This window comes from Bariatricus sp. HCP28S3_F11, assembly GCF_052065395.1.
Lineage (GTDB): Bacteria > Bacillota > Clostridia > Lachnospirales > Lachnospiraceae > Allocoprococcus.
Map to the genome: position 1 here is coordinate 1 of NZ_JBQHUC010000089.1, position 1,897 is coordinate 1,897.

The following is a 1,897-nucleotide window of genomic DNA, read 5'->3' on the forward strand; positions in this document are numbered from 1 at the left end:
TATAGCCTCTTCTCTGACTTCTCCGATTGAGCCACTTAAACAACAGCCATTTTGTTTGCGTAAGAAAGTTCTTCACTTCCCTTGTATTGTCGGTCACTCCGTAATACTGATAGTGTCCTCTCAGTTTTGCATTGATTGTTTTAATTAACTGCTCCAATGGCATTGTTCTGTGTGCCTTTATCCAGTCTTTCATTGCTTTGATTTTACTCCGAAATTTCTTCTTACTGGTCTTTACCCTACAACGGTAAAAGCACTTCTTTCCGTCCATTCCGCAATAAAATGTGAAGCCAAGAAAGTCAAAGGTATCTGGCTTTCCTTCTCCTCTTGCTTTTCGGTTTTGCCTGGCAAACCTCCCAAATTCCAGAATCTTTGTCTTTTCCTCTGCTAATTCTAGCCCATACTTTCCAAAGCGTTCTTCCAGTCTCTGCTTAAAAACTTCCGCTTCGTATCGGTTCTGGAAACAACAAACAAAATCATCACAGTAGCGAATAAGATAACTTTCTCCCTTGCATTGTCGCTTTACGATTACATCAAACCAGTTATCCAGTACATAGTGTAAATATATATTTGCAAGTATCGGGCTGGCTCCGTTTCCCTGTGGGGTTCCTCGTTCGCTGTCAAGATATTTTCCATTTTCCATGATTCCTGCTTTTAAAAATTTCTCGATTATTTCAAGGAATTTTCTGTCAGCTATATCATGCGACAGCATCTTCATCAACCATTCATGGTCTACATTATCAAAGAATCCTTTGATATCTGCTTCCACCACATAGTTCGTCTTTCGATACTGCACCATTTCTATGATTTCTCTTACCGCCTGATGACAGTTCCTGTTTGGGCGGAATCCAAAGCTCTCATTATAAAACTTTGGCTCATAAATCTGCTCCAGTATCTGTGCAATCGCATTCTCCACCAGTTTATCCTCATAACAGGAGATTCCCAGTGGTCTCATTTTGCCTTTTGTTTCTTTCGGAATATAGACTCGCCTTGTTGGATTTGGGCAATAGCTTCCGCTTTTCATCCGTTTTACAAGATTCGCAAGATTTTCCTCAAGATTCAGCTCATAATCCTCTTTTGTTACCTTGTCAATTCCATATGCTTTCTTCTTATCCATTGTTTTATGAATTGCTCGAAGCGTATCTACATTGATATAGGACGCAAGATTCTGTACCTTTCTGTCGGTTCTGTTTGCTTTTGCAATATTGTACTGTATTCCAAGCAACTCATTTACCATGTTCATCAGCTCTCTTTCGTCTGCATAGTTCCTAATTACTTGAAGCTATAAAGTGCACAGCCCTTTTCTCCATCTGCTTTCACAGACTTCTCCGATACTATGGCTGTGTCGGACTTCCTGCCACTCATTTGAATTCCTGACGCATTTCTTTGTTTTGGTCTCCATACCCCTTGGGGGAAATGACAGGATCTCAGCTGTTCCGATAACATACTTATCATCAACCTCGCCAAGCTCTCAGACTGGGGGATGCCGTTGTGGCCTCACCATATCGGCCATAGCAGTGTTGTCTACTGCGTAACAGAACACATCGACCATTTCCAACCTCGTAATAATTTCCCAGCTCAATCACTTCACTTTCGTTTCGGCTCTGTTGCTCCCTGTCCTACGCTTAAACCTGACGTTACCGTTTTGGTTCCAAGGACTCGGTACAGGCGGTTGGTTAGACCTTACCTGATAGGATTTTCCTACTGTATTGTTATCAGCTTACCAAAGTTTGCGGAATTCCTTCCGCACACTAGGGGAAATCAGCTATGCTGATTTCGCAGCTCGCACCTGTTTGATATTACATCATCTATCACTTTCCGGCGATATTTCACAACCATAATCAAATGATAATATAACAAAAATACTGAATGTGCATTATTATCCAAATCCATATTATAA

Annotated in this window: 1 protein-coding gene and 1 pseudogene; both read right to left on the reverse strand. The window is 41.1% G+C overall.

Features of this window, described 5'->3' with window-relative positions; translation table 11 throughout:
- Window positions 1–1,234, reverse strand: a 1,234-nt coding sequence (ltrA, locus tag ACTNBR_RS16305; RefSeq protein WP_441019236.1) for a group II intron reverse transcriptase/maturase, incomplete at its 3' end; no start/stop codon positions are given.
- A 554-nt stretch (window positions 1,235–1,788) separates the two neighbouring features.
- Window positions 1,789–1,890: pseudogene (locus tag ACTNBR_RS16310) on the reverse strand (transposase); the annotation flags it as partial.
- Window positions 1,891–1,897: the final 7 nt, after the last annotated feature.